Origin of the sequence: Sphingomonas sp. NFR04 (genome assembly GCF_900114095.1) — a bacterium.
Lineage (GTDB): Bacteria > Pseudomonadota > Alphaproteobacteria > Sphingomonadales > Sphingomonadaceae > Sphingomonas.
In genome coordinates, this window is the sequence record NZ_FORV01000009.1 from 145,573 (window position 1) to 168,661 (window position 23,089).

At 66.4% G+C, this 23,089-nt stretch carries 11 protein-coding genes; 9 read left to right on the plus strand and 2 right to left on the minus strand.

Annotation, left to right across the window (positions count from 1 at the left end; translation table 11 throughout):
- Positions 1 to 21: 21 nt before the first annotated feature.
- From BM009_RS20635 to BM009_RS20660, 6 genes are all read left to right on the plus strand, one after another.
- On the plus strand, positions 22 to 3,084 hold the full coding sequence (locus tag BM009_RS20635) for a TonB-dependent receptor (RefSeq protein WP_175488148.1): 3,063 nt from the start codon (positions 22 to 24) through the stop codon (positions 3,082 to 3,084).
- 110 nt (positions 3,085 to 3,194) lie between these two features.
- Positions 3,195 to 4,694, plus strand: a complete 1,500-nt coding sequence (locus tag BM009_RS20640; RefSeq protein WP_093299268.1) for a tryptophan halogenase family protein — start codon at positions 3,195 to 3,197, stop codon at positions 4,692 to 4,694.
- A 43-nt stretch (positions 4,695 to 4,737) separates the two neighbouring features.
- Positions 4,738 to 6,309 (plus strand): GH39 family glycosyl hydrolase, encoded by a 1,572-nt coding sequence (locus tag BM009_RS20645; RefSeq protein WP_254772388.1) that lies wholly within the window; start codon positions 4,738 to 4,740, stop codon positions 6,307 to 6,309.
- Between the two features lie 108 nt (positions 6,310 to 6,417).
- The gene (locus tag BM009_RS20650) at positions 6,418 to 7,353 is read left to right on the plus strand and encodes a 3-keto-disaccharide hydrolase (RefSeq protein WP_093299125.1); all 936 of its coding nucleotides are present in this window, start codon (positions 6,418 to 6,420) and stop codon (positions 7,351 to 7,353) included.
- A gap of 567 nt (positions 7,354 to 7,920) precedes the next feature.
- Complete coding sequence (locus tag BM009_RS20655; protein ID WP_175488149.1) at positions 7,921 to 10,725, plus strand: TonB-dependent receptor; 2,805 nt, start codon at positions 7,921 to 7,923, stop codon at positions 10,723 to 10,725.
- A 12-nt stretch (positions 10,726 to 10,737) separates the two neighbouring features.
- A complete protein-coding gene (locus tag BM009_RS20660; protein ID WP_217644237.1) occupies positions 10,738 to 12,600 on the plus strand; it encodes an alpha-L-fucosidase in 1,863 nt (620 codons plus the stop codon).
- Positions 12,601 to 12,709: 109 nt separating this feature from the next.
- On the opposite strand, the gene galA is transcribed toward BM009_RS20660, so the two are convergent.
- Positions 12,710 to 15,217, minus strand: a complete 2,508-nt coding sequence (gene galA / locus BM009_RS20665; protein WP_093299130.1) for a beta-galactosidase GalA — start codon at positions 15,215 to 15,217, stop codon at positions 12,710 to 12,712.
- 183 nt (positions 15,218 to 15,400) lie between these two features.
- Between galA and BM009_RS20670 the strand changes: the two genes are divergently transcribed.
- On the plus strand, positions 15,401 to 16,957 hold the full coding sequence (locus BM009_RS20670) for an alpha-L-fucosidase (RefSeq protein ID WP_093299132.1): 1,557 nt from the start codon (positions 15,401 to 15,403) through the stop codon (positions 16,955 to 16,957).
- A 29-nt stretch (positions 16,958 to 16,986) separates the two neighbouring features.
- Entirely contained in the window at positions 16,987 to 19,056 is a 2,070-nt protein-coding gene (locus tag BM009_RS20675; protein ID WP_254772389.1) for a beta-galactosidase, read from the plus strand.
- A 68-nt stretch (positions 19,057 to 19,124) separates the two neighbouring features.
- On the opposite strand, the gene BM009_RS20680 is transcribed toward BM009_RS20675, so the two are convergent.
- On the minus strand, positions 19,125 to 19,907 hold the full coding sequence (locus BM009_RS20680) for an IclR family transcriptional regulator (protein WP_093299137.1): 783 nt from the start codon (positions 19,905 to 19,907) through the stop codon (positions 19,125 to 19,127).
- A gap of 226 nt (positions 19,908 to 20,133) precedes the next feature.
- On the opposite strand from BM009_RS20680, the gene BM009_RS20685 reads away from it, so the two are divergent.
- Positions 20,134 to 23,061, plus strand: coding sequence for a TonB-dependent receptor (locus tag BM009_RS20685; RefSeq protein WP_175488150.1), 2,928 nt, complete (start codon positions 20,134 to 20,136; stop codon positions 23,059 to 23,061).
- Positions 23,062 to 23,089: the final 28 nt, after the last annotated feature.

Sequence of the window (23,089 nt, forward strand, 5' to 3'; positions counted from 1 at the left end):
AGGCGCCCAGGGAGGGGACTCATGATCAACCGCTTGCCATCATCTTTTCATGCTTCGTCGTTGACCGCCGCGCTGCGCGCTGGCGCTTCACTGGCAACGTTGTCACTGCTGGGACTGTCGGGCACCGCGCTTGCCCAGACCGCAGCTGCCGCGCGGCAAGACAGCGAAGCCGCGACCCAGGATGCCACCGGAGCGAATAGCAGCGCAGCCGACGGCGCCCAGGAAATCGTCGTCACCGGCATCCGCGCTTCGCTGCAGAGCGCGCGCAACCGCAAGCGCGACGCCGAGCAGGTGGTCGATTCGATCACCGCGCAGGACATCGGCGCCCTGCCCGACCGCTCGGTCTCCGAAGCGCTGCAGCGCGTGCCGGGCGTCACGCTCCAGCGCACCAACGAGAACCGCGATCCGGCGCGCCTGTCGTCCGAAGGCGGCGGCGTGTTCATCCGCGGCCTGTCCTGGGTCCGTTCGGAGCTGAACGGCCGCGACGTCTTCTCGGCGAGCAACGGCCGCGGCCTGTCGTTCGAGGACGTGTCGTCGGACCTGCTGGTCGGCGTCGACGTGTACAAGAATCCCTCGGCCGAGCTGGTCGAGGGCGGCATCGGCGGCATCGTCAACCTGCGCACGCGCAAGCCGTTCGATTCGCCCGGCTATGTCTTCGCCCTCTCCGGCGACGCCAACTATGCCGATCTGCGCAAGAAGACCTTCTGGTCGGGCAACGCGCTCGCCAGCGGCCGCTGGCAGACCCCGCTCGGCGAGATGGGCCTGCTGCTCAGCTATTCGATCAACAATATCGGCAACCGCACCGACAGCATCACCGCGGGCCGCTATGACCGCGGCACGCTGACCGCACCGCAGGACGGCCTCGCCGCCGGCACCAACGTCTACATCCCCGCCGGCATGGGCTTCCGCCGCATCGACTGGCAGCAGAAGCGCACCGCGTTCGACGGCTCGTTCCAGTGGAAGCCGACCGACACGCTGCAGCTGACCTTCGAGGCGCTGATCTCCAAGGCGACGCCGCACGACATCGAATATGCCGTGGGCGACTATGACACGCCGTCGTCGGACAACAGCAGCTACAAGTTCGGGCCGAACCATGAGCTGCAGTCGGGCACGATCACCAACCGCAACCTCAACCTCGACACGCGTGCCGGCAGCCAGGACAAGAAGACCCAGGACTTCTCGGGCAACCTGCGCTGGACGCCGAACGAGAACTGGTCGGTCACCGCGGACCTGCAGTACATCAAGTCCACCGCAAAGGTGTACAGCATGACGGCGTTCACCGGCGCCAGCATCCCGACGACGATCGCCTTCGATTTCAGCGGCGACGATCCGTCGATGACCTTCACGCCGACCAACAGTGCCCAGTCGCTCACCAACAAGAACGATTATTGGTGGGCCGCCGCGATGGATCACATCGAGGACAACGAGGCGCATGAATGGGCGAGCCGCGCGGACGTGGAGTACACCGTCACCGACAGCGACTTCCTGAAGTCGTTCCGGGTGGGCGGCCGCTACACCGATCGCAACGCCACCACGCGCCAGAGCACCTACAATTGGGCCATGCTCTCGGCACAATACTGGGATCAGAGCAGCCCGGTCTTCCTCAACCAGACCGGCCGTGCCGGGGGCCCGCAGAGTGCCGGCCTGCCGAACCAAACCTCGCTGATCAACTACAACAACTTCTTCCGTGGCAAGGTGCCCCAGCCGGGCGCGGGCTTCTGGTTCCCGTCGGCCGGCCTCGTCCAGAATGGCACGGCCAATGCCTATGACTATCTGAAGAACACCGAGAAGGTCGACGCGGACGGCCGGCCCACCGGCTGGACGCCGCTGTCCAACGCCTACGACCAGAATGGCGGCACCAACAACCAGACCGAGCGGACCTATGCCGGCTACGCGCTGATGCGCTTCGGCATGGACCAGAGCCCGATCGGCAAGTTCGACGGCAACATCGGCGTCCGCGTGATCCGCACGGAGAACTCGGCGACGGGCACGCCGATTTCCGTCGCCGCGCCCAATTCCTCGCCGAGCCTGTGCGTGGTCGGCACGCCGATCACTACCGGCCCGCGCGCCGGCCAGACCGTGAACGCCACCGACTGCGCGAACTATGCGGCTGCATTCGCCTTCGCGGGTGGCAAGATCACCCAGGCGACGGTGGGTGACGGGTCCTACACCGATGTGCTGCCCAGCCTGAACCTGCGCTTCTTCCTGAAGGACAATCTCCAGCTCCGCTTCGCTGCGGCCAAGGCGATCGTCCGGCCGACCTTCGCGCAGCTCAACCCCTATGTGCAGCTGGGCTTCAGTTTCGATTCAGTGACCGGCATCGCCACCGGCGTCGGCGCGAACGGCCAGTTGACCGGCTCCACCGGCAGCGCCGGCAACCCGAACCTCAAGCCCACCCGCTCGAACCAGTTCGACCTCAGCCTCGAATATTATTTCGGGCGTTCGAACAGCATCACGCTGGCCGGGTTCTACAAGGACATCTCGAACTACATCTTCGCCGGGACCACGCAGCAGACCTTCACCTCGAACGGCCAGACGCTGACCTTCAACGTGACCCAGCAGACCAACGGATCGAAGGGCAAGATCAAGGGCTTCGAGCTCGGCTACACCCAGTTCTTCGACATGCTGCCGGGCGCGCTCGGCGGCCTGGGCTTCAGCGGCAACTTCACCTTCGTCGATTCGTCGGGCGGCAAGAACACCGCGGTGAACGTGTTCGACTCGACCCAGACCGGCAATGCCGGCCTGAGCCTGCCGCTGGAAGGCCTGTCGAAGACCTCGTACAACGCCGCGTTGGTCTATGAGAAATACGGCATCTCCGCGCGTGCCGCCTATAACTGGCGCTCGCACTATCTGCTGACGACTTCGGCCGCGAACCTCAACTATCCGGTCTGGTCGGAAAGCTACGGCCAGCTCGACGCGTCGGTCCTCTACTCGCTCAACAAGCACATCAAGATCGGCGTGCAGGGCTACAACCTGCTCAACTCGCGGACCTTCCTCGACGTGGGCGATCCCAGCCTGAAGCCGCGCTACAGCTGGACGGACACGGATCGGCGCTTCGCCTTCCTGTTCCGCTCGGTCTTCTAAGCTTCATCCTCCTGCCCCCGGTACCGCATGGTATCCGGGGGCATATTCTATCGACCGCGGATCGCGCCCAAGCTCGGCCGCACGGATCTTTGAACCGAGAGGGTGGCGTGGTGGCCCAGCAAGTCCTGATCGCGGGTGGCGGCAGTGCCGGGTGGATGGCGGCGGCGCTGTTCGCGCGGCTGCGGCCTGCGCCGGACACGCAGATCACGCTGGTCGAATCCGAGGCGATCGGCACGATCGGCGTCGGCGAGGCCACCGTGCCGATCCTCCAGGATTTCAACCGCCTGCTCGGCCTGCACGAGCCCGACTTCGTCGCGGCGACGCAGGGCAGCTTCAAGCTCGGCATCGAGTTCGTCGGCTGGGGCGCGACCGACAACCGCCACTTCCACGGATTTGGCGACTTCGGCCCGCCGATCGAGGGCATCGCTCCGCACCACCATTGGCACCGCCTGCGCGCCGCCGGCCGCATCACCGACCCCATCGACGACTGGTCGATGCCGGCGTGCGCCGCCGCCGAAGATCGTTTCGCGCCGCCCGAGGCGCTGCGCGGCGAAGCGGCGCAATATCGCTACGCCTATCATTTCGATGCCGGCCTCTACGCCCGGCTGCTGCGCGGCTATGCCGAGGCGCGCGGCGTCACCCGGATCGAGGGCCGCATCCTCCACGCCGACCGCGATCCGGAGACGGGCGACCTGACCGCGCTCCAGCTCGACGGGGATCGGCGGATTGAAGCCGACCTGTTCATCGACTGCACCGGCTTCGCCAGCCGCCTGCTGGGCGACGCGCTGGACACGAAGTTCGTCGATTGGTCGCACTGGCTGCCCGCCGATCGCGCATTGGCGCAGGGCTGCACCCGCGCCGGTCGCTTCACGCCCTTCACGCGCTCCACCGCGCATGCCGTGGGCTGGCAGTGGCGGATCCCGCTCCAGCACCGCACCGGCAACGGGCTGGTCTATAGCAGCGCCTATCTCCCCGACGACGAAGCCGCCGCGCAGCTGGCGGCCAACCTCGACGGCGACGCGATCGGCGACCCCCGCCTCTTGCGCTTCACCACCGGCCGCCGCGAACGGTTCTGGGCGCATAACGTGGTTGCGATCGGGCTGGCGGCGGGGTTCCTGGAGCCGCTCGAATCCACCAGCCTCCAGTTGGTCCAGACCGGCCTCGCGCGGCTCGCCGAGCTGCTGCCCAGCGCCGGGCGCGCCGACCCCGCGATCGTCGCCGAATATAACCGCGAGACGATCGGCGAATATGCGCGGATCCGCGACTTCCTGATCGCGCATTACTGCATCAGCCGCAGGCCCGAACCCTTCTGGCGGGACATGGCGGCGATGGCGGTGCCGGATAGCCTGGCCCACAAGCTCGCCTTGTGGGACGCGAGCGCGCGGGTGCCGCTCTACGAGCTCGAATCGCATGGCGAGGCGAGCTGGGTGGCGGTGCTGCTCGGCCAGGGCCGCATGCCGCGCGGCCACGATCCCGCCGCCGACCGTCCGGCGCTGGATGCCCTGCAGCACGCGTTCGATGCCCGCCGGGCGGCGCTTACGACCGCACTGCCGCGGCTACCCGCGCACGACCATTTCGTCGCTCGAACCTGCCGCGCAGATGCGGCGTGAGACGCGTGACACCATGCCGATACCAGAATGGGGAGACACTCTCTTGAAGCGCACGCATTTCACGACCGCTGCCGCCGGGCTGTTGCTGGGGCTCGCCGCCTCGCCCCTGCTGGCGCAGACCGCCCCCCGCACCGTTCGCGTCGACGTTGCGACCGCCAAGGCGCCGGTCGACCGGTTCTTCGACCTGTCGATCGGATCGGACTATCCCGGCACGCTGCGCCGCGACGATTCCATGGCCCAGCTGAAAGCGGCGCATGACGAGCTCGGCTTCCGCTATGTCCGCTTCCACGCGATCTTCCACGACGTGCTCGGCACGGTGAAGCGCGAGAACGGCAAGATCAGCTATGACTGGACCGGCATCGACGCGCTGTACGACAAGCTGCGCGCACGCGGGCTGAAGCCGTTCGTCGAGCTCGGCTTCACGCCCGAGGCGCTGAAGACCTCGGACAATTCGATCTTCTACTGGAAGGGCAACACCTCGCATCCGGAGCTGGGCGCCTGGCGCGACCTGCTCACCGCCTTCATCCGCCACGCGCAGGCGCGCTACGGCCGGGACGAGGTGCGCAGCTGGTTCTTCGAGGTTTGGAACGAACCCAATCTCGACGGCTTCTGGGAGAAGGCCGACAAGGCGGCCTATTTCGACCTCTATGACGCCAGCGCCCGCGCCATCAAGGCGGTGGACCCGACGCTGCGCGTCGGCGGCCCCTCCACTGCCGGCGCGGCCTGGGTACCCGAGTTCCTGGCCGACATGCACAAGCGCGGCACGCCGGTCGATTTCGTGACGACGCACACCTATGGCGTCGAAGGCGGCTTTCTCGACGAGCAGGGCAAGCAGGATACCAAGCTCTCCCCCTCGCCCGACGCGATCGTCGGCGACGTGCGCAACGTCCGCCAGCAGATCGCCGCCTCGGCCTTCCCCAATCTGCCGCTCTATTTTACCGAGTGGAGCACCAGCTACACGCCGCGCGACCTCGTCCACGATTCCTATGTGAGCGCGGCCTATATCCTCACCAAGCTCAAGGCGGTGCAGGGCATCGCGCAGGGCATGAGCTACTGGACCTTCAGCGACCTGTTCGAGGAGCCCGGCCCGCCCACCGCGCCGTTCGAAGGCGGCTTCGGGCTGATGAACCCGCAAGGGATCCGAAAGCCGGCCTGGTTCGCCTATAAATATCTCGACGCGCTGCACGGCCGCGAGGTGCCGACCGGCGACCCGCACAGCATCGCCGCCGCCGACGGCGCGAAGCTGGCGGTGGTGCTGTGGGACTGGCACCAGCCCGACCAGCCGACGAGCAACCGCTCCTTCTACAGCAAGCTCGTGCCCGCCAAGGCGGCGCCACCCGCCACGGTGCAATTGGCGCACCTGCGCCCCGGGCGCTACAAGCTGCGGCTGTTCCGCACCGGCTATCGCCACAACGACGCGTTCTCGGCCTATATCGACCTCAACATGCCGAAGGCGCTGACCGACACGCAGGTCGCCGCGCTCCAGCGCCTGACCCGCGACCTGCCCGAGCGCGACGAAACGGTCACCGTGCCGCGCTCCGGTACGCTCAGCGTGCCGATAGCGCTCCAGACCAACGACGTGCTGTTGCTGCGGCTGGAGCCGCTGGCACGCTGAGGCGATCGGCGCTTCGGATTGCACGGGCGGACGATCCCTTGCCCATGCTCTCCGAAGCGCTAGGCTCGACCAGCCACTATTCCCCCTCGCCGACCAAGGATGCCCCTGATGCTCCGTACGCTCGCCCTTCTGCTTTCGCTGCCATTGGCGGCCGGCGGCCAGGACTCCAAGGACGTCGCCCGCGCGCTTGCCGGCGAGACCAGCGCGGCGCCGCAGCGGCTCATGCTGGTGGATCTACCCACGCCGGCCGGGCCGCGCGTCCGGCTGTTCGACGGCAAGTCGCTGGACGGTTGGCAGCCTTGGCTGGGCTATGCGGATCCCGGCATCACCTACAAGGGCGATCCGGCTGCGACGCCGATCGGCACGTCGCGGGACACCAGCGGTGATTTCGCGGTGCGCACCATCGACGGCGAGCCCGCGATCTGGGTGAAGGGCGAGACCTGGGGCAGCCTGGTGCACCGCGCCGACCTGCGCGACTATCATCTGCGGCTCGAATTCAAATGGGGGGCCAAGCGCTGGGCACCGCGCGCGACGCTGCCGCCGAACAACGGCCTGCTCTACCACACCCATGGCCGGCCGGGTGAAGTGTTCGGCACCTGGCAGCCCTCCGTCGAGTTCGAGATCATGAAGGGCTCGACCGGCATGCTGGTGATGGTGGGCAAGGCGCTCCGCGCCCACACCAATGTCGCCTTCGACGACACGCTGATCGCGCCGCACCTGCGGTTCCGCACCGACGGGCGCGTGGTCGACATGATCAACGGCACCCCCACCTGGAACGTAGAGGCTGCCGTCGATGCCGAGAAGCCAGAAGGCCAATGGAACGTGCTCGACCTGTACGTGCTGCGCGATCGGGCGGTGCATGTCGTCAACGGCGTTCCCGTCGCCGAGGCCCGCGACCTGGCCGTGATCGGCCCCGACGGGAAGCGCACGCCGCTGACCCATGGCCGGATCCAGCTGCAATCCGAAGGTGCGGAAACCTGGTTCCGCCGCATCACTGTGGAACCCATCAGGCGCTTGCCAAGGATCGTCCCGACGAGAGGCTGAGCACAGGGCGCCCTCGCCTGCCCTCGCCTCTTTTCACGCCGAAACCGAGTCGTCGATCGGCGCGGCCGGCGAGCTAGCGCGGATGCGCCAGCCGGTTGCAGCGATCGTATCCCGGTTCTCCGACCGGGCCGCCCCGGACGACGAGTGCGCCGGCTTATTCGCGCCTGCGGTCCCCGCGCCCCTCGACATTGCACCGGTTCCCGCCCTGCCCGGCACCGTGGCCACCACGCCTAGTACCCGGCAAAAACCAGATCGCACAATCCCACAGTCGAGGGCTTCACGACCAGCCGGGAATCTGAAACCCGCCCCTGGCGCCTCGCCGCTTATGCCTTGTTATTTCTCATAAATTCCTGCGCTCCCGGGGGTACTCGCGGAGCTGCCTTCCCGCGCCCGCCAGCGCTCGTCGCTCCGGGTTGGCCGATCTTAGAGTTTATCTGCGAAATGTGGTTGTCATTTGTAAAAGTGCATCCTAAAAACTCCGAGCAAATAAATGCCTTGCTGTCGTTTCTGCCGCCGCGTCCGATCCCTGCGGTGCCGGTCCAAGCAAGCACGCTCGGGAGAGGACAAATGACCAAGATGCGCCAATATCGCTCCAGCACCGCGCTGGCCTTGACGCTGCTGATGCTGCCTGCCGCGGCGAGCGCACAGCAGGCGAGCGGCAGCAATGAAGCGGCCAAGGCCGTCGATGCCGCGCCCGCCCAGGAGGAGATCGTCGTCACCGGTTTCCGCCGTTCGCTCGACAATGCGGCCGAGATCAAGCGGCGGTCGGACGTGATCAGCGACACCATCTCGGCCGAGGATATCGGCCAGTTTCCCGATCAGAATCTGGCCGAGTCGCTCCAGCGCATCACCGGCGTCCAGATCACGCGGTCCGCGGGCGAAGGCTCCAGCGTCTCGATCCGCGGCTTGCCCAGCGAATTCACCCGCGTGCAGTATAACGGCCGCACCCTCGGCAGCGGCGGGACGCGTTCATTCGACTTCACTGCGTTCTCGGCGCTGTTCACCAGCGCGGTCGAGGTACGCAAATCGCCCAGCGCGGACATGATCGAAGGTGGCCTGTCCGGCACCGTCGACGTGCGCAGCGCGCGCCCGCTCGACATCGGCAAGACGACGCTGAGCGCGTCGGCAGAGGGCGTGTACGAGCCCAATCGCGGCAACGTCACGCCGCGCGTCGCGGTGCTCGGCAACTGGGTCAACGCGTCCGGCACCTTCGGCGTCAATGCCGGCGTCGCGTTCGAGCGGCGCAAGTTCCGCACCAAGCAGGTGACGACCTATGGCGCGGAGACCAGCCGCGAAGCCCCGCTGTTCGATGCCTCGGGAACGGCGATCGCCGGCGGCAAGTCCCCGCCCGTCGACTACAACGTGGATGGCGACACCAACGACACCTACAGCTTTACCCACGGCGCCGATTATTCGGTGCTCGATGCGCGGCGTGATCGCCTGACCGCGATCGGCGGCTATCAGTGGAAGCCGGGCGGCGATCTCGAGCTCTACGGCGACCTATTCTACAGCCAGCTCAAGAACCAATCGACCACCGATCGCGCGCAGACCCGGTTCACCGACATCTCGCCGATGTTCGCGGGCGGCAATTACGGCGTGCGCGGCAGCACGATCGTCACCGATTACAACAGCTTGCTCGGCACGGGCAGCGCGGGCTTCCTCACCCGGCTCGATGCCGACGGGATCAGCCTCCAGGCGATTTCGCGCGGCGACGAGAGCAAGGTCGACCTTTTCTCGATCGCGCAAGGCGTGAAGTGGCGCAGCGGCCGCTTCTCGGTGCAGGCGGAAGGTTCCTATTTCAAGGCGACCAACACCACTCGGACGTTCGGGCTCGCCGCGCAGGCGCGCGCATCCGCCGAAGTATCCTATCCCGACGGCATCGGCACCGCGCCGCAGGTGGTGTTCAACCGGGGCTTCAACCAGCTCGATCCGGCCAATTTCTATCTCACCAACGAGGACATCCAGGCCTTCACCCGCAACGACCGCAACTATGAGGGGCGGATCGACCTGGGCTATGAACTGGGCGAAGGGTTCTTCCGCCGGCTGAAGGTCGGCGCCTATTATAACGACCGCCGCTTCACCAACACGTCCGCATACAAGGTGCTCACCGCCGACCAGCTGGCGGCGCTGTCCAACGGCACGCTTACCGTCACGCCCGGAGTGGAGGGCAGCGGCGGCATCCCGGCTTCGGGCTTCCTCCGCCCGACGGACCTGTCGGGGCTCAGCAATGCGCCGCAACTGCTGGTGGTGGATCAGGGCAAGTTCGGACAGTTGCTGTCCCGGCAGACCTATTTCGAGGATCAGGACATCACCCCGCAGCCCGGATCAGGCTTCGACGTGGGCGAGAAGAGCATCGCGGCCTATGCGCGCGCCGATTTCGCCACGTCGGACGACAAGCTCTCCGGCAATATCGGGCTGCGCTATCTCCGCACCCGGACGACCTCGGCCGGCCTCTCGCCCGACCTGAACGGGCTGATCGTCGAGGCGGATCGCGTGACGACGACGATCCCGACCGCGGATGCCGTGCTGGTCAAGTCGCGCTACGCGTCCTGGCTCCCCAGCCTCAACCTGCGCTACAATCTCACGCCGCAATTCGTCGCACGCTTCGCCGCGGCGCGCGTCATCGGCCGCCCGGGCCTTGGCGATCTGTCGGCCGGGACGAGCGTCGATGCCAACACGCGATCGATCAACTCGGGCAATCCCTCGCTGTCGCCGTACAAGTCCGACCAGCTGGACCTGTCGCTGGAATATTATCTGCCGCGCGGCGGGCTGCTGTCGATCGCCGGCTTCTACAAGCACCTGTCCGACTATGTCCTGTCCGGGCAGACCAGCCAGCTGCTCACGGTCCAATATCGCACCGGCGGTACCGCGACGCTCGAATTCCGGCGCAACCAGTCGCTCAATCTCGCCAATGGCGACATCAAGGGCGTCGAAGTCGCGGCGCAGCTGCCGTTCCAGTATTTCAGCGACTCGCTGGATTGGCTCGGCATGTTCGGCAGCTACACCCTGATCGACGCACCCAAATTCCCGCGCCGCCAGGGCGGCCGCGCATTCCCGCTCGATGGGGTTGCGCGCAACAACTACAATATCGGCGCCTATGTGCAGAAATGGGGGGTGGGGCTGCGCGGTTCCTACACCTATCGTGGCCGCTTCTCGTCGGGCGGCGGCACGTTCGGCGACGGCAGCTTCACGCGTACCTATGGCCAGGTGGACGCTTCGGCGGACGTGACGATTTCAAACCGCTTGTCGGCGACGTTCGACGTGTCCAACCTGTTCGACGTCAAGTCGTATCAGGAAAACAGCTTCGGCTTGCTCGTGACCGAGGCCTTTACCGGCCGCCGCTTCACCGCCGGGTTCCGGCTGAAGCTGTAAGGCACCCGCACGATGCCGCCGCTCCCGGGCCGCGGCATCGTCGCTCTGTCCGATCCGGCCGCATTGGAAATGAAGGAAGCCATGATGTCTCGTCCCCTCTCCACCATCACCTTCTCGCGCCGGGCGGCGCTGGGCGGCGCGGGCGCATCGCTCGCGGTGCTGGCCGCCGCACCGGTCGCGGCCAAGGCGAAGGTACAGTGGCGCATGCCGGTGCTGCCGCCGATGCCGCCGCTCGCCCCTGCGCGGCCCGAGGAATCGGTGACGATGGCCGATCCGGCCAAATGGCCCGAGACCAAGCTAGATTTCCCGATCGCCGACGGCCCCTATGCGGGGGACTGGCAGTCGATCATCCGCAACTATCCCACGGACGACATCGCCTGGCTGCGCGAGGCGAAGTTCGGCATCTGGGTGCATTTCGGTGCGCAGTCGTCGGGCAATGCGGGCGACTGGTACGCCAAGCGGATGTACGACCAGAGCGGCCGCTTCGGCGCCCAGTATAAGAGCCACCTCAAGAATTTCGGCCATCCGTCGGAGGTCGGATACAAGGAGGTGCTGCGCCAGTGGAACCCGGACAAGCTGGATCCCGCCGCGCTGATCAAGCTCTATGAGGAAGCCGGCGCGCGCTTCCTGTTCCTGCTCGGTGTGCACCACGACAATTTCGACAATTGGGATTCGCGCTACCAGAAGTGGAACGCAGTCAATCTCGGGCCCAAGCGCGATCTGATCGGCGAATGGACCAAGGCGGCCCGCGCCGCCGGCATCCGCTATGGCATCACCTTCCACCACGAATATACCTGGTGGTGGTGGCAGACCGCGTTCGGTGCCGACAAGACCGGCCCCAAGGCGGGCGTGCCCTATGACGCGCATCTCACCAAGGCCGACGGCAAGGGCACCTGGTGGGACGGCTATGATCCGCGCATGCTCTACACGATCAACCTGCGCGAATATAAGGGCCTGGACACCCGCTGGGCGCCGCCCGGCGGCATCTTCCAGAACCACCAGGCCTATGCGCGCTGGTACGCGACCTGGTGGGCCTATCGCATCATGGACGCGATCGAGAAATACGACCCCGACTTCATCTATACCGACGGCGACAGCAACAAGCCGTTCACCGGCTTCAACAGCGGCACCGGCGCGAGCAACGATGCGATGCAGCGGGTCATCGCCCATTACTATAATCGCAGCCTACAGCGCCGCGGCAAGGTGGATACGTTCAGCATCGTCAAGTTCCGCCCGCCGACCAAGGGCGTGGTGCGTACCCATGAGGGCAGCTTCCCGGAGGAGATCAAGCGCGACCAGCCCTGGGTCGGCGAAACCGCCGTCGGCGACTGGTTCTACGGCCCCGGCTTCGTCTACGATCCGGGCACCGTCGTGCGCTATCTGCTGGAGACGGCGTCGCGGGACGGCGCCTGCGCGGTGTGCATTCCCCAGCGCCCGGACGGTTCGCTGGACGCCGAATGCGTTACCATGCTCAAGCGCATCGGCCGCTGGATGCGCGTGCATGGCGAGGGCATCTACGGCAGCAGTGCCTGGCAGGTGCTCGGCGAGGGCCAGCAGGTGGACGGCAAGCTCAAGGTCGCCACGGGCGGGGCGCTCGGCGCCCGCCAGGTAGAGGATAGGTTCGGCGCGCAGGACTTCCGCTTCACCCAGGGCAAGAACGGCGCGATCTATGCGTATTGCATGACCGTTCCCGAAGGCGGGTCCGAATTGACGATCCGGTCGCTGGGCAGCGCCACGGCAGGGGCGATCCGGCAGGTCGCGCTGCTCGGCTATCCCGAGCCGCTCCGCTGGCGGCAGACCGGCGATGCGCTGCTCGTAACGCTGCCCGCCCTGCCCGACAGCGACATCGCAATCGGCCTGAAGGTCGAGCGCTGACGGGCCTTTCGTTCGCGCGCTGCCGGCGGCCGATACACGGTCGCCGCTCCTGACATCGGCCGGTCTCGCACCCGCCGGGCGCCACGCCCGGCGGGTGTCGCGCCGCCGTTCAGATACCGGGGCGGGCCGCCCGCACCAGGATTTTGCCGGGCAGCAGCGGTTCGGCACGCGGGCCGTCGGCAACGGCGGAAACGGTGATCGTCCCCGGTCGTCCCGTGGACTGGACGATCACCTGCGCCAGCCCGTTGAACAGCGAGCGGCGCGGCTCCTTGTCGCTTTCCAGGCAGTTCGGGTCGCCATTGCCGACGCCGATGATCGCGCCGGGGCCCTGAATCGTGAACGCCAGCTTGTCCATCGCCGTCGGGATCGGGCGCCCGCGCGCGTCGAGCAGTTCCGCCTTGAGCATCGCCACGTCGCGGCCGTCGCCCTGGATGGTGGTTCGGTCCGCGGTCAGCCGGATCGTGCGGCCCGGTCCGGTGGTCTCGCGCCGCTCGGTCAGCACCCGCCCGCCCTTGCGCCCGCGTGCCTCGATCGCGCCCGGCTGGTACGGTACCTTCCATTCGAGGTGCCCGAGCGGCGGCACCGATTGGGTGCCCATGCTGCGGCCGTTGACCAGCAGTTCGACCGTGTCGCAGTTCGAATAGACCCAGACCGACACCGTCTCGCCTTCACGACCTTCCCAGTTCCAGTGCGGGAACAGGTGCAGTGACGGCTCGGCGCGCCACCAGGCGCGGTAGTAGTAATAATAGTCCTTGGGGAAGCCGCACATGTCGACAATGCCGAACTGCGAATTGATCGACGGCCAGCCATAGGGCGTCGGCTCGCCGCGATAATCGAAACCCGTCCAGGCGAAGCCGCCGGCGGACCATTCCTTGCCGCCATAGAGCTTCCACCAATCCTCGGGCGTCTTCCCCCAGCCCACCACGCCGTCATAGCTGTTGACCGTGTTGCGCGTCTTGTCGCTGCTATATTCGCCGCGCGTCGAGATCGCGCTGGACGTCTCGGAGCCGTAGATCGGCCGGGTCGGGTGCTTGGCGTGATAGGCTTCGGGATATTCCTGGTGATAGTTGAAGCCGATGATGTCGAGCGGATCGCTGACGCCCTGTTCGTTGTCGTCGTTCACCGCCGCCGAGACCGGCCGGGTGGGATCCAGCGCATGGCAGCGGCGCACCATGGCGGTGGCGATCGGCTTGCCCTGCTCTGCCATCTTCTTCTGCAGCAGCCATTCCTCGTTGCCGATCGACCAGAGGATGACCGAAGGCGAATTGCGGAACCGCTTCACCATCACCTCGAGCTGCGCCATCGCCTCGGGGTTCGAGCTCAGCTGGCGCGCCTCGCACATCACCAGCACGCCGGCGCGGTCGCACTCCTCCACCCATTCGGGCGTCGGCATATTGTGGGTGGTGCGCACCGCATTGCAGCCCATCTCGCGCAGCACGTTCAGCCGGTAGCGCTGGATCGCGTCGGGGAGCGCCGCGCCGACCCCGGCATGGTCCTGGTGGTTGCAGGTGCCCTGCAGTTTCATCGGCTTGTCGTTGAGGAAGAAGCCGTGATCGGCGTCGAAGCGGAAGCTGCGGACGCCGAAGGTCACGCGATCGGCGTCGCGCACGCTGCCACCGGCCGCCAGCCGGGCGGTGGCGGTGTACAGCGCCGGCGTCTCCGTCGACCACCGCGTCGCCGCGGGCAGTGTCGCGCGCACCTGGCTCTCGATGGTGCCGCCCGCCGCCACGGTGACGGCCGGCGCGGAAGCGCGCGCGACCACCTCGCCGGTCGCGTCGGCGATGGTCCACTCGACCACCGCCTGCTGGGCAGCGTCGCTCTCGTTGGCGATCACCGTGGCAAGGTCGAGCGTCGCGCCCTTCCCCTCGGGCGTCGCGCGCACCACGCTTTCCCATTTGCCGAAATGTACCGCGTCATGCTTGGCCAGCCAGACGTGCCGGTAGAGCCCCGCGCCTTCGTAGAACCAGCCATCGCCCAGCGACGCATCGACGCGCACGACAATGACGTTGTCGCCGCCATAATGCAGGAAGTCGCTCAGGTCGAAGCGAAACGGGGTGTAGCCGTCATTGTGGCGACCGATATAGCAGCCGTTCACCCACAGGATGACGTCGCGCATCGCGCCGTCGAACTCGATCCAGGTGCGGCGTCCGCGATCGCTTGCCGGCACGTCGAAGCGGCGGCGGTACCAGCCGATGCTCGTCTCCGGATACCGCCGGCCGAGCGGCTTGTAGCCATGGCTGCGGCTGTTGGCATCGCCATTGCCGCGATCGTCATGGACGAAGGGCAGCTCCACCGCCCAGTCGTGCGGCAGGTCCAGCGCGCGCCAGTCGCTATCGTCGAAATCGGTCGTCGCCAGCTTGAAGTCGCCGGTCTTGGCGAAGTCGCTCTGTCCATAGCCGAAATCGAAATCCTTGGCCGGATCGCTGCCATGGCCCAACGCGAACCGCCAGCCGGTATCGAACGGCAGCACCTCGCGCGGTGCAAGCCCCGCGCTGCGTGCCACGGCCGGATCGGCCGGCGCCGGCGTCGCGGCGCGCACCGCCTGGGGCAGCAGTGGCGCGGCCGCGGCAAGCGCCAGCACGGTACGGCGCGAAGGATCGGACAGGCGGTCGCTCATGATCGGTTTCCGGTGCTGAGAGGTTGCTGAAGATTGAAAGAAAACGATTTCACTGCATCATTCCGGCTGTGCGGTGCGCCAGCCGCGCAAGATTACACTTGCCACATGAAAACCAGCTTGCAAATATGCTAGCGGTAACAGCGCGCTCCCTTGCGGGTGCAAGAAAATGGATCGAGGGAGCGGATGACGAAGTTCAGCAAGCGCGAGATTCTGGCCGGTTCGTTCGCGAGCGCGATGGCGTTGAAGGGCGCCGGGCGCGCGCAGGCGCAGACGCTTGCCGGTGCCGATGTCACGCCCGTCGCCGCGCCGGGGCCGTTCAAGCCGACAAGCGCATCGCTTTCCACCTATCAGACGCCGGACTGGTACCGCGACGCCAAGTTCGGGATCTGGGCGCATTGGGGCCCGCAGGCGGTGCCGGCGCAGGGCGATTGGTACGCTCGCTTCATGTACGTACCCGGCCACCCCCATTACGAACACCACCTCAAGACCTACGGCCACCCATCCGAAAAAGGCTATAAGGACATCATTCCCCTCTGGACCGCAGCCCAGTTCGATCCGGAGGCGCTGGTCACCCGATATGCGGCCGCCGGCGCAAAGTATATAGTATCCATGGGCGTCCACCACGACAATTTCGACCTGTGGAAGTCGCGGCATCACCGCTGGAATGCGGTTGCGATGGGCCCGAAGCGCGACATTGTCGGGGAGCTCAGGGCGGCCGCCAAGCGGCGCGGCCTGCGCTTCGGAGTGTCCGAGCATCTCGGCGCCAGCTACAATTGGTGGTACCCGAACCAGCTCTACGATCAGTTCTGGCCGAAGATGGGTAAGCGCTATGACGGCGCCGATCCGCGCTTCGTCGATCTCTACCACGGCAATCGGGACGAGCCCTTCCTGGGCGACTCCGACACCTGGTACACCAAGAACCCGGAATATCAGCGCCACTGGTTCGCCCGCATCCGCGACCTGGTCGACAGCTACCAGCCCGACCTGCTCTATTCGGACGGCGGCGTGCCGTTCGGCGAGATCGGCCGGTCGATGGTCGCGCATCTCTACAACAGCAGCATCGCGCGAAGCGGCAAGCTGGAAGCGGTGTACAACCACAAGGCGCTCGGCTCGGGCGAGTTCAACAAGGCCTGGGGCGTGCAGGACGTCGAACGCGGCGTGCTGAGCGGCATCAACCCCCTGCCCTGGCAGACCGACACGTCGAACGGCGACTGGTTCTACACCGGCGACGTCGGCGGGTACAAAACGACCGACGAAGTGATCACCATGCTGGCCGACATCGTAGCCAAGAACGGCAACATGCTGCTGAACGTCGTGCTGCGCCCCGATGGCAGCCTGCCGCCGCCGTCCGAGCAGCTGCTGACCGAGCTGACGCCCTGGATGGCGGCGAACGGCCCGGCGATCCACGGCACCCGCCCCTGGCACATCTATGGCGAAGGCCCGACCGAAGCCAAGGAAGGCGCCTTTCAGGAAAAGGCCGCCTACACGCCGCAGGACATCCGCTTCACGGCCAAGGGCGAGACGCTCTACGCGATCACGCTTGGCGAGCCCAAGGGGCCGGTGGCGATTACCGCGCTTGCCCGCGGCAACCCGCACGAGAAGCGGCGGGTGCGGCAGGTACGGCTGCTCGGCCATCGCGGCGCGATCGACTTCCGCCAGACCGATCAGGCCCTGGTGATCACGCCGCCGGCCAGCCTGCCCACGCGCCACGCCAGCGCCTTCGAGATCAGCTTCGCCTGACCGGCGACCCTTCAGACGGACGAATGACCATGACCCCTCGCCTTTCCAAGCGCGGCCTCGCCGCGCGCCTCGCACTTGCACTTGCCATGACAACGCTGCCGGGGGTGGCGCTCGCCCAGAGCGCTGCCGGCCATCCCGAATGGCCCGGCAAGGGCGACCTGTTCGTCGGCACCTGCTACCAGCCGGTCGATCGCAGCCCTGAGCAGATCCGCCAGGACATTGCGGTGATGAAGGCCGCCGGCTTCACGATGGTCCGGATGGGCGATCTCTCCTGGGATTCATTCGAGCCGCAGGAAGGCCATTTCACCTTCGAATGGTTCGACAAGATCCTCGACCAGATGCACGAAGCCGGCATCCGCGTGATCGTCGACATCCCCGGCCAGCCCGCGCCGATCTGGCTGCACAAACACTATCCGGGCGTCGATCTGGTCAGCCAGGCGGGCACGCGGCTCAATGCCGCCTCGCGTTATTGGGACAATATCAGCGATCCCGATTATCGCCGCCTCGCCCGGCGCCTCGCCGACAAGCTGCTGCAGCGCTATGCCAAGCATCCGGCGGTGATCGCGGTCGGCTATGACAATGAGATCGGCAATGGCCGGATGTCCTATTCGGAGGCGGACAAGAAGCGCTTCGTCGGCTGGCTCCAGAAGAAATACGGGACGATCGAAGCGCTCAACACCGCCTGGGCGACGCAGCGCTGGTCGCGCCGGATCAACAGCTGGGACGAGGTCGACCTGCCCTATGGCGAGGGCCCCGGCCCGAACGAGCGCAATCTCGACCTGCGCCGTTACTGGTCCGACGACACGATCGCCGCGCTCAAGGATCTCGAGGCCTCGCGCAAGGCGAATGCACCGAACCTGCCCGCTGCCTCGAATTTCTGGCCGAGCGCCTGGACCAAGGGCTTCGACTATCTCCGTTCTTGGGACCAGGTCTCCACCTACGGCGCACAGGGCTTCTACCCCGGCGATCCGCTGGGTGCCGGCTTCGACGTGATGAGCAATCGCGCCGGGCATGACACGCCGATGTGGTTCAACGAGTTTACCGCCGGCGGCGGCGGCTATTACGGCACGCCGGGGCGCTCGCGGATGTGGGCCTATTTCGGGCTGCTCTATTATTCGCAGACCTTCCTCGCCTGGACCTTCAACTCGCACCTCGGCGGCGAGGAGCAGGCGCTGTTCGGCCTGCTCGACCATGACGACCGTCCGTCCTGGAAGGTCGGCGAATTCGCCACCATCGCGCGCGAGTTCCAGAAGCTCCGCAAGCTCGGCTTCCCGCGCTACCAGGCGCCGCAGGTCGCCATCGCCTATTCCTTCGACACGATGTGGCTGACCAGCCCGCCCCCGGGCCCGAACACGATGAAGGAATATTTCAAGGTCGACTATACCGAGCAGGCCAAGGCCGGGTTCGCGCCCTTCTTCCGCGACAATGTCGATGCGGCAGTGATCGATATCGGCCACGACAAGATCGACGCCTACAAGCTGGTCGTGCTGCCCGCCGCCTATCTGATCGACGAGAAGACCAGCGCGGCCGTACGCCGCTATGTTGCCGCGGGCGGCACCGTGATCATGACCGGCTATTCGGCCAAGGTGGACGCCACCGGCAAATGGTTCGGCACGCCGCTGCCGGGCGGGCTGACCGACGTGTTCGGCCTGCGGACCAACGAATTCTACCGGTCGGACACCCCGCTCAAGGTCAGCTTCCAGGGCCAGACGATGACCGGCACCGACCCCTATTACGAAGTGCTGGAGCCGAGCAGCGCCACCATTCTCGCCAGCTTCGACAATACGCCGAAGAAGAGCCCGGCGATCACGGTCAACCGCTTTGGCAAGGGCCGCGCGATCTATCTCGCGACCGCGGCGCAGGAAGCGCTGCTCGCGCCGCTGGTCCGCTCGCTCTACCCGACGCTCGGCATCGTGCGCGGCCCCGAGACGCCCGAGGGCGTGGTGGCGCGCGTCGTCGAGGGACGCACGCTCTACGTCAACACCAAGGCCGAGCCGGTGCGGGTGACCATCGCCGGCCGCAAGCACGACGTGATCGGCAATGCCGACGTCAGCGGCACGCTGGCGATGCCCGCTTATGGCGCCGCACTGCTGGAGTAATCCCCGACCATATCGTTTTCGCATATGCAACATGGCGTGCATATGCGAACGTTTGCACTCGGCCGCGCCTATCCCGGTTCGTACCCCAGGCGATCCGAAATACGCGCGGTTGCGGCGCGCAATTTCTCGCGGGCGGCATCCAGGTCCATCTTCTGCGAGCCGTCGATCAGCGCGAGGAACGGGATCGTCAGCGCCGCCACGACGATGCGATCGAAGCCGAAGATCGGATAGCTGATGTCGGTGACGCCAAAGGTGATCGGGCTCTTGCGGCTGTCATAGCCCAGCCGCCGCACCGTCGCGAGCCGATCGGCCAGCCAGCTGCGGTCGACCTCGGCGCCCTTCTCCTCCTCCGCCGCGCGCACCATGCGCTCGGCGAGGTTGAGATTGGAAAAGGCGAGCAGCACCTGCCCCGAACAGCTCTGCACGAGATCGATATGGGCACCGATTTTCAACGCGAAACCGCGCGTTGCCGGCGATTCCTCCCGCGCCACGACGAGCCCGTGCCCGCGGCTGGGGACGACCAGGTGGCAGGACTGCACCGTGTCGCGCGCGAGCATCTGCATCTCGGGCATTGCCGCGCGGACCAGGTCCTGCGACGGCGTGGAGCGCAGCGCGACGTCGAGCAGCTTGTAGGCAACGGCATAGCGATCGGTCACCTCGGAGCGCCGCAGATAGCCGAGCTGTTCCATCACCACGACGATCCGGAACAGTTCGCCCACCGACCGTCCCAGATCCGCGGCCATCTCGCTGACCAGCGCGCCTTCAGGGCGACCGGAGAGCAACTCGATGATCTCGAACGCCTTTTCGATCGCCGGGGCGGAATAGGTCTTTTTGGACCCCGCTCGAACCATAGTGCCTCCTTCTCCCTGTCGACCCCTCCCTCGCCCGAAACCCCTGCCCGCGCAACGGCGGACCGCACTGGCCGCCCCTGCGGACAGGTCCACGATTGCGGCAGAATAGACACACCAAAAAAATTTAGTTGCCGCATATGAATGCTAGTTTTCATATGTGGCAGGTAGCGCTATCATCCGATTTATAAGCCGACGATCAACGCCGGCTATCTGGAGGGGATGGACCATGCGGGGAACCACACGCACGCTCGCCACGGCATCGATGCTGGCGATCACGACCGCGGCACTAGCACTGCCGGCCGCGGCACAGACGACGCAGCCACAGGAAACGCAGCAGCCGCCGGCACCGGCCGGCCAGGCAGACAACGCTGCCAGTGAAAGCGAGATCGTCGTCACCGGCCTGCGCGCCAGCCTCGCCTCGGCGCAGGCGGTGAAGCAGAATGCCGAGCAGATCGTCGACTCGATCACCGCGCAGGACATCGGGCGCTTCCCCGACGTCAACGTCGCCGAGTCGCTGCAGCGCATCTCGGGCATCCAGATCCAGCGCAACCTGGGCGAAGGCAGCACGGTCGCGATCCGCGGCCTCAGCGACATCCGCACCGAGCTCAACGGCCACGACATCTTCACCGCGAACGGCGGCGTCGGCCTGTCGTTCGAGGAAGTCGGCCCCGACCTGCTCAGCCGCGTCGACGTCTACAAGAATCCCTCGGCGGAAATGATCGAAGGCTCGCTGGGCGGCACGATCGATCTGCGCACCCGCATGCCGTTCGATGCCAGCGGCCGCATCATCTCCGCCACCATCGCCGGCACCCGCTACGATCTCGCCAAGAAGAATGGCTGGAACGTCTCCGGCCTCTACAGCAACCGCTGGCAGACCGGGATCGGCGAGATCGGCTTCCTCGTGAACGCCTCGTACCAGAAGTCCGCGTTCCGCCAGGATCTCGACCAGGTCGAGCCTTATCTCTGGCACGGCCCCAACCCGACCACCGATGGCTCGCCGGTGCAGCCCTCGCTGGTGCCGGGCTATACGACGCAGAACGTCCAGGTGCAGAAGGGCGGCGGGTTCAACGTCGCGCAGGGCGATCGCCGGCGCACCAGCGTGTCGGCCGCGCTGCAGTGGAAGCCTGCGGACAATGTCGAAGTCTATGCCCGCGTGCTCAACGCCAGCTACAAGTTCCGCGACACCGGCGTCTCGTTCTTCGCCACCGAGGACGGCGCCGCGCCCGTCGGCACCTTCACCGTCGACAATGGCGTCGCGACCTCCGGCGCGCTGGCCAGCCCGTCGGGCTCGTCGGTCACCTATGGCGCCAACCGCTCGACCCGCACCACCGATCTCAGCGCCGGAATCAAATGGGCGCTCGGCGAGCATCTGCACCTGGTGTTCGATTACCAGCACATCGATGCCAAGGTGGACCAGGATTCGCTGAACCTCACCATCACCCCCTATGCCGCCAGCGACGGCGCGGCGGGCGTGTTCAGCGGCGACTACACCTATGTGTTCGACAATCGCGGCAAGTTCCCCACCCAGGGCATCGTCGATCCGGTCACCGGCCAGCCGTCCAACTTCTTCGCCAACCCGGCCAATTACGGCTTCACCGCGATCCAGCCCGACCGGACGCGCAATACCGCCAAGGGCGACAGCCCGCGACTGGACCTGACCTGGGACTTCGACGAAGGCAGCTTCCTCAAGTCGATCACCGCCGGCGCGCGCTACAGCGGCAAGACCGCGATCAACCGCGATACCAACGTCAACAACTGGCAGACGATCGGCGGCACCTGCGCCAACTGGTCGAGCGCGGCGAGCTGTTACCGCGTCGCCGACCATCCCGAGGTGGTGGAAGTCAATCCGGGCCAGGCGACGCTGCTGCGCGGCGACGGCGCCGCTTCGGTGTTCGGGCCGGTGCTGCAGTGGAACCTGTACGACGCCCAGCATCCGGACTCCGCCTTCGCGCATCTCAAGGCGATCAGCGGCCAGACGATCGGCTTCGGCGACCTGGACAACCCGCAGCAATCGACCACCAGCCGCGTCAAGGAGCATGACTACGCCGCCTATCTGCGCACAGCCTTCGGCACGGACATCGGCGGGATGACCTTCGACGGCAATGTCGGGCTGCGCTACGTGCGCACCGAGGCGACGGGCGTCGGCTTCCAGGTGCTCAGCTATCGCACCTCTGGGGGCACCAACCCGACGAGCACCTCGATCATCGATCCCTATGAGGGCGGCCGCAACTATTCCAAGTGGCTGCCCAGCGTGAACCTGCGGCTGCGCATCACCCCCAAGGTGCAGGCGCGCTTCGCCTTCTCCAAGAACATCTACCGCCCGACCTTCACCCAGCTGAACCCCAGCTACTCGCTGTCGCCGGTCTATGACGGGGCGAGCGCGACCCCGACGCCGCTCAACCCCTCGGCACCGTACAACCCGACGACCAATCCCTATCAGGGGTCGGGATCGGTTTCGGGCAATCCCAATCTGCGGCCGGAGCGGGTGACCTCGTTCGACGGGGCGCTGGAATGGTATTTCGAGCGTAGCGGCAACGTGTTCATCACCGTGTTCCGCAAGGATCTGCGCGACATCATCGATACGCGCAGCTTCCTCACCACCCGTGACATCGCCAATGTCGGCGTCGTGCAGTTCAACGTCAGCGCGGTGGTGAACACGCCCAGAGGCTCGGTGCAGGGCTTCGAGATCGGCGGCCAGAAGTTCTTCAACTTCCTGCCGGGCGCGCTGTCGGGCTTCGGCGTGCAGGCCAACTACACGTTTGCCGACAGCGATGCCGGCACGGTCGCGTCCGGATCGATCGGGTCGCAGACCCAGTTCGCGGTGCCGCTGATCAACCTGTCGCGCAACAGCTACAATCTGATCGCGCTGTACGACAAATACGGGATCAACGCCCGCGTCGCCTATAACTGGCGCGACAAGTATCTCGACTCGATCTCCGAAGTCGGCGCCGAAAGCCTGCCCATCTACTTCAAGTCCTACGGCACGCTCGACGCCTCGATCAGCTACGACATCACCAAGCAGTTCTCGGTGACGCTCGACGGGCAGAACCTGCTCGATACCGTCAACAAGAGCTATCAGGGGGAACCGCGCTACCTGCGCAACTACCAGATCAACGATCGCCGCTTCTCGGTGCGCCTGCGCGCCCTGTTCTGATCGCAGCGCCCGGCCTCCCTCCTCGGAT

Bases quoted from the DNA above. Each gene is read 5' to 3' on its own strand.
- BM009_RS20660 (WP_217644237.1), top strand. From the start codon at position 10,738: ATGCCGCCGCTCCCGGGCCGCGGCATCGTCGCTCTGTCCGATCCGGCC.
- BM009_RS20670 (WP_093299132.1), top strand. From the start codon at position 15,401: ATGACGAAGTTCAGCAAGCGCGAGATTCTGGCCGGTTCGTTCGCGAGC.
- BM009_RS20680 (WP_093299137.1), bottom strand. From the start codon at position 19,907: ATGGTTCGAGCGGGGTCCAAAAAGACCTATTCCGCCCCGGCGATCGAA.
- BM009_RS20650 (WP_093299125.1), top strand. From the start codon at position 6,418: ATGCTCCGTACGCTCGCCCTTCTGCTTTCGCTGCCATTGGCGGCCGGC.
- BM009_RS20655 (WP_175488149.1), top strand. From the start codon at position 7,921: ATGACCAAGATGCGCCAATATCGCTCCAGCACCGCGCTGGCCTTGACG.
- galA (WP_093299130.1), bottom strand. From the start codon at position 15,217: ATGAGCGACCGCCTGTCCGATCCTTCGCGCCGTACCGTGCTGGCGCTT.
- BM009_RS20675 (WP_254772389.1), top strand. From the start codon at position 16,987: ATGACCCCTCGCCTTTCCAAGCGCGGCCTCGCCGCGCGCCTCGCACTT.
- BM009_RS20685 (WP_175488150.1), top strand. From the start codon at position 20,134: ATGCGGGGAACCACACGCACGCTCGCCACGGCATCGATGCTGGCGATC.
- BM009_RS20635 (WP_175488148.1), top strand. From the start codon at position 22: ATGATCAACCGCTTGCCATCATCTTTTCATGCTTCGTCGTTGACCGCC.